The sequence below is a fragment of the Kitasatospora sp. NPDC057542 genome (assembly GCF_042801945.1).
Classification (GTDB): domain Bacteria; phylum Actinomycetota; class Actinomycetes; order Streptomycetales; family Streptomycetaceae; genus Kitasatospora.
The window spans coordinates 1-6665 of sequence record NZ_JBHVFE010000486.1 but is presented as its reverse complement, the minus strand read 5'-3'; the positions used below and the strand labels follow the sequence as shown (position 1 = coordinate 6665).

General features: G+C 69.5%; 9 protein-coding genes. 7 read left to right on the top strand and 2 right to left on the bottom strand.

Annotated features, from left to right (window positions below; all coding sequences use genetic code 11):
• From ACFU7Y_RS37305 to ACFU7Y_RS37290, 4 genes are all read left to right on the top strand, one after another.
• The coding region (locus tag ACFU7Y_RS37305; RefSeq protein ID WP_380771025.1) for a hypothetical protein at positions 1-188 on the top strand (188 nt) is incomplete at its 5' end.
• A gap of 4 nt (positions 189-192) precedes the next feature.
• The gene (locus ACFU7Y_RS37300; RefSeq protein ID WP_380771024.1) at positions 193-939 is read left to right on the top strand and encodes a hypothetical protein; all 747 of its coding nucleotides are present in this window, start codon (positions 193-195) and stop codon (positions 937-939) included.
• Positions 940-980: 41 nt separating this feature from the next.
• Positions 981-1148 carry a hypothetical protein gene (locus ACFU7Y_RS37295; protein ID WP_380771023.1) on the top strand — a complete coding sequence of 56 codons (168 nt, stop codon included), beginning with the start codon at positions 981-983 and terminating at the stop codon, positions 1146-1148.
• Positions 1149-1287: 139 nt separating this feature from the next.
• Entirely contained in the window at positions 1288-2055 is a 768-nt protein-coding gene (locus ACFU7Y_RS37290) for a hypothetical protein (RefSeq protein ID WP_380771022.1), read from the top strand.
• A gap of 143 nt (positions 2056-2198) precedes the next feature.
• On the opposite strand, the gene ACFU7Y_RS37285 is transcribed toward ACFU7Y_RS37290, so the two are convergent.
• Positions 2199-2624, bottom strand: coding sequence for a hypothetical protein (locus ACFU7Y_RS37285; protein ID WP_380771021.1), 426 nt, complete (start codon positions 2622-2624; stop codon positions 2199-2201).
• Positions 2625-2661: 37 nt separating this feature from the next.
• Here ACFU7Y_RS37285 and ACFU7Y_RS37280 point away from each other — a divergent pair, with 37 nt between their 5' ends.
• Both ACFU7Y_RS37280 and ACFU7Y_RS37275 read left to right on the top strand, forming a co-directional pair.
• A complete protein-coding gene (locus ACFU7Y_RS37280; RefSeq protein ID WP_380771020.1) occupies positions 2662-2907 on the top strand; it encodes a hypothetical protein in 246 nt (81 codons plus the stop codon).
• A 1019-nt stretch (positions 2908-3926) separates the two neighbouring features.
• The gene (locus tag ACFU7Y_RS37275; RefSeq protein ID WP_380771019.1) at positions 3927-4352 is read left to right on the top strand and encodes a hypothetical protein; all 426 of its coding nucleotides are present in this window, start codon (positions 3927-3929) and stop codon (positions 4350-4352) included.
• Positions 4353-4426: 74 nt separating this feature from the next.
• On the opposite strand, the gene ACFU7Y_RS37270 is transcribed toward ACFU7Y_RS37275, so the two are convergent.
• Complete coding sequence (locus ACFU7Y_RS37270; protein ID WP_380771018.1) at positions 4427-5623, bottom strand: IS110 family transposase; 1197 nt, start codon at positions 5621-5623, stop codon at positions 4427-4429.
• A 312-nt stretch (positions 5624-5935) separates the two neighbouring features.
• Between ACFU7Y_RS37270 and ACFU7Y_RS37265 the strand changes: the two genes are divergently transcribed.
• The gene (locus ACFU7Y_RS37265) at positions 5936-6535 is read left to right on the top strand and encodes a hypothetical protein (RefSeq protein ID WP_380771017.1); all 600 of its coding nucleotides are present in this window, start codon (positions 5936-5938) and stop codon (positions 6533-6535) included.
• Positions 6536-6665: the final 130 nt, after the last annotated feature.

Genomic DNA, 6665 nt, shown 5'->3' with positions numbered 1-6665 from the left:
GCGAGGACGGCATGCGCCTGCTGCGAGCCGTCCTCGGGCCCGGTACCCCGGTCCGGCTGCGGGCATTGCCGCAGGTGGAGGTCCTGCGGCAGGTCAGCCCGGGCACCGTCCGCGTGCTCATCCACCAGGCCCACAGCAAGCTCCGCAAGCTCACGCTGCTCGCCGTCTCGGAATCCGACGAGGAGTAGACCAGTGCACACCGAACTCGACCGCCTGGCACAGGCCGCCGCCCCCTACGTGCGCTTCACCGGCTACGACCCGCAGGCCGGCCGCCGCCGCATCGCGGCGAAGATCGCCGCCCTCAAGCAGCAGGCCGCGCCCGAAGCCGACCGCGACATCGCGCCCTGCCCGGCCGACCAGCCCGACGGGCACGTGCAGGCCCTCACCTTCCAGCAGCACGCCGAACGCGACCTGCGCACCCTCGCCACCTGCATCATCAACGAGTACGACGCCCCCGACCTCCTCCACGGACTGCTGCTCGTCAACGCCCCCGACATCGAGCCCAAAGGCGGCCTCGTCTTCGCGGCCCTCCTCTACCTCAGCGGCCACCCCCGCCACGCCCAGTTCTGGTTCCAGTTCGCCGCCGGTTCCGGCGAGAGCAACGCCGCCTACGCCCTCTACCTCCACCACGCCTCCCTCGGCGAGCTGCGTGACGCCGAACACTGGTACCACCAGACCGCCCAGCTCATGGATCAGTCGGACCGCTCCCTCCCCGTGGCGCCGCCCCCGCCCAGCGTCCCGCAGATCGACCTCTACCTCTTCAACACCCCCTGGCACAGCCAGCACCTGCCCGAGGACACCACCGACCTCGCTCGGCCCGACCCCAGACTGCGCAGCACGGTCGACGACCTGGACGTGCGCGAGGACGACCGCTTCGGCATCTTCGTCCTGCCCACCGAGACCATCGCCGAGCAGCTGCACGACCTCGTCTGCCAATAGCACCACCACCGACACCGCCCCCACCACCAGGGAGAACGACCGTGTCCCCCGTCCTGCACAACGCCGCGCTCATCACCGCCGCCGGCACCGCCTGGTACGCCGTGGCGATCACCACCGCGGCCATCACCGCCGTCGCCGCCCGCAACGCCGACCGCCGCCGCGACGCCCGCGAAGTCCTCAAGGTCCTCGTGCGTCGCAGCAACAGCTGAGCCTCCCCTATCTGGCGCGCCGGGCTGCGGTGCGGCATCGCTTCTACGGCTGCGCCCAGGTCGACGTCGACAACCCGCCGGGCTGGGCGGACCCCAGGTTCGCCGCTGGGTCTCCTGGCATCGCTGGACAACTCTGGCCGTGCTCGCGCACGCCTTCCTCGCCATCACCACCGCCATCGAACGCGCCACAACCACCGCCGAATCGGCCATGGCCGAAACTATGTCCGATTGTCTTATCGCCGGAGCCTGCCGCCTACTATTTCATGGCGTGTGCAAAGCAGTTGATGATCACGCGAACGGAGAAGTGACCATGCGATTCCGCGCACTGACCGCCGTCTCGGCGCTCACAGCCCTCACCCTCCTCGGCATGGTTCCGGTGGCGCAGGCGGCCGGCCCGTCCGCTCCTACCTCGAACACCGAGGTCAAGATCGAGAAGCTGACTCCGGAAATGTCCCAGGCGGTGGACGCGGCGCGCACGGAGGCGGCCGAGTCCGGCACGGCGAGGTCGTACTACGTGTGCTTCCAGGCGCACTCGCGGACCGCAGGATGGACCAACATGGTCTGTAGCGACGGCCCGGGCTTCACCGGGACGGAGGGCCGGAACGACCCGATCGACCGCGTCATCTTCACCGTGGGCGGCGGCCTGGACTTCCACACGCAGGTGCACTTCAGTAACGACGGCAGCACCTCGGAGATCTATGTGCCGTCGAGCTACCAGGCCGAGGTCTCCAACGTCAACGGCAACGTGATCGAGGCAATTCGCCTGCGGAGCAGCAACGCGCCCATGAAGGCCGCCGCCCACGTGCAGAACGTCGGCTGGAAGGGCACGGACCAGTGGTCGTACGACCAGTGGATCGGCAGCATCAATGAGGGCCGCTGGATGGAAGCCTTCTGGATCGACATCTGATCCGCCGCCGGGGTTGGCGTCGCAACGAAGCCAACCCCGGCTGCTCGTCGGGAGTGGCCGGGACTTTCCATTTCTGCCACCCCGACGTAAATTCACCGGCGAAATCCGTAAAGGACCCGAACCAAGCACCGGAAGATGCAGGTCTACACCGCCGTGTCCCCGCGGCGGCGGGATCGGGCGGCCTGCTGCATCTCGGCCTCGGCCAGGTGCCGGCGGCCGGCGGCGAGGTCTTGGCGGACCTGTTCCTCGACGGCGGTGAACACGCGGTAGTAGGTGCGGTCGTACGCCTCGATCAGCTGGTAGGTCCACATGCCCGGGACGACGTCCCGGCCCAGGAGCTCGCGCTCGACCAGGCCGGCCTGCTCCTCGTGCCCGGCCCGGTGCAGCATCCGCACCGCCTCGGCGAGCATCCGGTCGGCGCCGCCGGTCATGTGGTGCACCGCGTACAGGTGCCCGCGGGCCCGCTCGGTGTACTCCAGCGCCTTCGTCAGCATCCCCAGCGCCTCGACGGTCGCGTCGTCCACCCCGGGCGGCCGGCGGTGCGCCTCGTCCGGCTCTTCGGCCCGCACACCGCACGGAGTTGGCCGCCGCCCTGACCTGCGCACGGTGATGCTCTTCTCGGACGACGGCACCCCGTTCAAGGCCCGGGTCTTCAAGGACACCAACCCCGGCATCTACGTCACGGAGCTGTCCCCGGAGCCGGTCGGCTTCAACGACTACCAGTCCCTCGTCGGTCTGGCCTTCGGCACCTGGATCGACGACTTCGAGAAGGACCTCGCTACCGCGATCGTCCGCTACGAGCGCGAAGCGGCCGCGGCCGGCACCCTCTCCAACGAGGGACCGAAACAATAAGACCCCCGGCCTGACCTGCGGCATCAGAACCGCTCGGTTGCTCGCGCGTCGCCGGTCAGCGCGTACCGGCGGCACGCGAGCAGCTCTGCGGCGCTGCTGCCGATCTCCTCGCCCAGGACGTGCAGGACCTCCTCGGCGTCGCGCTCGGCGATGTACCCGGGCCACCAGCGCCCGCCATACCTCGACCGGGTACCCGTCCGGGCCCGGCCTGCTCTCCAGCTCGGCGACCGGCACGTCCGGCCGCTTGCGCAGCTCGGCGACCGCCGCAGCGACCGCCACGCGGATCCGGTCCGGCTCCAATAGCGTGCCGCCGGCCTCGACGCGGGCCTGCGCCAGGTGCTCGGCGACCAGGTCCGCGAGCTCGGCCAGGCGCCCATGGATCTCGACCACCGCCCGTACCGGCAGCACCAGACCGCTGTCCCACGCGTGGGACAACTCCGTCCCGGCCTGGCGGCCGACGACGTCCTTGATCGCCTCGGCCACCGCCGCCAGGTTCAGCAGCCGGTACGCCGTCGCTCGGGACACCCCGAGCTCCCCGGCCGCGTACGCACCCCACGACGGATAGCCCAAGGCAGTCCACACCCGGCCGCGGTGCGCCGCGCGCACCCGCTCGGCCAGCACCAGGACGGCGGTGCGCACCTGCTCCACCGACTCGCGAAGCGCGTCGGTCAGCCGCCGTGCCTCGGCCTCGCCGACCGGGACGGGCAGCTCCTGGTGCCGCGACTCGCCCACTACCCCTGCCCGCCAGCAGCAGCCCGAACCGGCTCCAGCCTGTGTCATAGCTGTAGGGGCTGTGTCATTGACCGGCCATTTCCCCAGGTCGCAGCGGTTCACAGACAGGCTGCGTCATACCTGTGTCCGGCCCGCCAGCCGCCGGTGACCCGTCTCACCGATTCCTAATGCCGTTTGTCAAGCTGCGTCTGCCCTGGCGAGTGCCGCCTTCATGGTGCCCCAGGGGTATGGAATGACGGCCTCTACCATGATCGGGTTGAGTCGTTTGGGGGAGGCGGGATCCGGTCGTGGCATACCAACTCACGTTCTTCTGTCGGTCGGGCGAAGAGAACGGGCAAGCAGCAATCAGCCGCCTCCTGGATGAACTCCTGCCGGCTGGTGATCTCCTGGTGACCGAACGGTCTGGGCCGTTCGTGGACGAGGTTGCCGTGTGCTCGATGGCGGCGAGAGGGCCCGCAGGAGATCCGGTAGCCGACTGGCTGACCCTTGAGGTGCATGTGGGAGTGGCGTGGATCGCGGAGTCGGTGATCGTGGCCTCGCCTGACGACGAGCACGGCATCTGGGGCTGCGACCTGCTCGCAACGGTCACTCTCAGCGGGGACAACCCTGACTGGACGCTCGTCAACCGCATTTGGACGGCCTTGGCCCGCCTCTGGAGCGCAACCCCTTGGGATGAGATGTCCGGATTCGAGATAGCAAAGAGCATGCCGTAGATCGAAGCTGTGCAGGACGGGTCCATGGGGCAGGTGGGCCTGGCGACTCCAGGTCACCTCGATCGCAGCCCAGCTCATCCCACCGCGCCAGGATGGCCCGGGCCGGCTGGCTGGTAGCAGCGTTGGTCGCGCAGGAGGGCCCAGATGACGTTGACGCGGCGTCGGGCGAGAGCGAGGACGGCCTGGGTGTGACGCTTGCCCTCGGCGCGCTTGCGGTCGTAGAAACGCCGCGATTCCTCGCAGCAGCGGATGCTGATCAGCGCGGAGGTGTAGAAGACTCGCTGAAGCTTGCGGTTGTAGCGCTGGGGGCGGCGAAGGTTGCCGCTGATCTTGCCGGAGTCGCGGGGCGCGGGCGCGACTCCGCCGAAGCCGGCGAGGCGGTCGGGGCCGGCGAAGGCGGCCATGTCGCCGCCGGTGGCGGCCAGGAACTCGGCCCCGAGGATGGAGCCCAGGCCCGGCAGGCTGGCAAGGATCTCGGCATCACGGTGCTCACGGAAACGGGCCGCTATGGTCTTGTCCATCTCGGCGATCTGCTGGTTGAGAGCTATCACCTGGACAGCAAGGGAGTGGGCCATCTGGGCGGCCGTCTTCTCGCCCGGGACGCTGGTGTGCTGGCTTGAGGCGGCCTTCAGCGCGGCCTCGGCGATCTGGCCGGCGCCGCGAACGCCACGGTTCCGCAGCCAGGTCTCCAGCCGCTTGATCCCGAGGCGCCGCAGAGCGGCCGGGGTCTGATAGCCGGTCAGCAGTGTCAGTGGCCCGGCGTTGGTGAGGTCCAGGGCCCGGTCCAGCGCGGGGAAGATGCCGGTCAGGAGGGCGCGGAGGCGGTTGACGGTGCGGGTGCGGTCGGCGACCAGGTCCGAGCGGTGGGCGGTGAGGAGCTTGAGGTCGATGGCGATCTCGTCCCCGGATCGCAGAGGTTGCAGGTCGCGGCGGATGCGAGTCTGGTCGGCGATCACCGCCGCGTCCTTGGCATCGGTCTTGCCCTCGCCGCGGTAGCCCTCCGAGGCCCGGTTGATGGCCCGCCCGGAGATGTAGAAAGCACGCTGGCCGTGGTTGAGGAGGACCGCGATCACCAGGGCGGCCCCGCCGTCGGCGAGGTCGATGCCCCACGTCACCTCGTCGCCCAAGTCCAAGACGTCGGCGAGGAGCTGAAGGAGCTCCGGCTCATCGTTGGCGACTCGTCGCGACAGCAGCCTGCGGCCGTCCTCGTCGATCACCACGCAGTGGTGGTGGGTCTTGCCTGCGTCGATACCGGCCCAGATGGCGGCCACTCGGTTCCTCCGTGCGTCGGGCTGTGCGGACGTACCACGGACGACCTCGCTGTCGATTCCCTACGGAGCGATCGTGCGCAATTCCTAATTGGCAGCCGAGTCGTCGTGGGGTGTCGGGCGGCCAATCGCTGGAAGCCACAAGCGGCAGAAGTTTGAAAGCCACACCCGACACCCCTGGGCGGGCCAACCATACGAAGGGCTCCCGTGCAACAACGTAGGGAAGTTTGACCGCGGCTTCCTCGGTGAGACCGCGCATCTACGGTTGCTGTCTCGGGCCGTCATCGGTGTTGAGGCCTCGGTTACGGTTGCGGTGTGAACGGATCGACTGTGACAGCCGGCGGCACTGGCGGCTCGTCCCTGCCCGGCGCGTTGCTGCCTCTCCTGGCCGGCGATGAGGAGGTTGTCGCGTTCTTTGCGGGGGTCGCGGACCTCGACGCGACGAGCCCGGCCGACCATGAGTTGGAGGACGGAGTCCGTCTCGCCTCCGGGGCCCGGCTGGAGCAGTTCGCGCGGGCGGGCTCAGGAGACGCTTTCTGCTTTGTCGGCGAGGGCGGTGAGGAACGCCTGGTGGTGTACGTGAGCCTCGACGGCGAGGCCGGCCCGCTTGCCCTCGGGCTGCCCGAGTTGCTGCAGCTGTGCCTCGCGGCACCGTGGTGGCGGGACGCTCCCGGACGGACGACCGAAGAACTCCGGGCCGTGGCCGACGGGTATCGGGAAGACCTTCCCGACCTCGATGAGCGGCGCCACCGCGCGGCCCTGGCGCTTGGTCTCGATCCCACCGTGCTTCCGTCCGAGACGACGGCCCTCGCTCGGCTCGCAGAGCTCTCCCGGGGGCCGGTCGCGACGGAGTGCCTCGTCCTCGGCTACGAGGGTGACCCGCTCGACCCCCTGTTCGGCACCGACCGAACCTGACTGCCCGTCCAGGCCTGGACCGCAGCCAGCGGCGAGACTCTGTTGCTCAATTCGGGCCGCGGGGTCGGTTGACTGCGGCATGATCGCTCCTGCGGTCGTCTCGTGGGCAGGTGGTCGCGGGGGTGGTGCG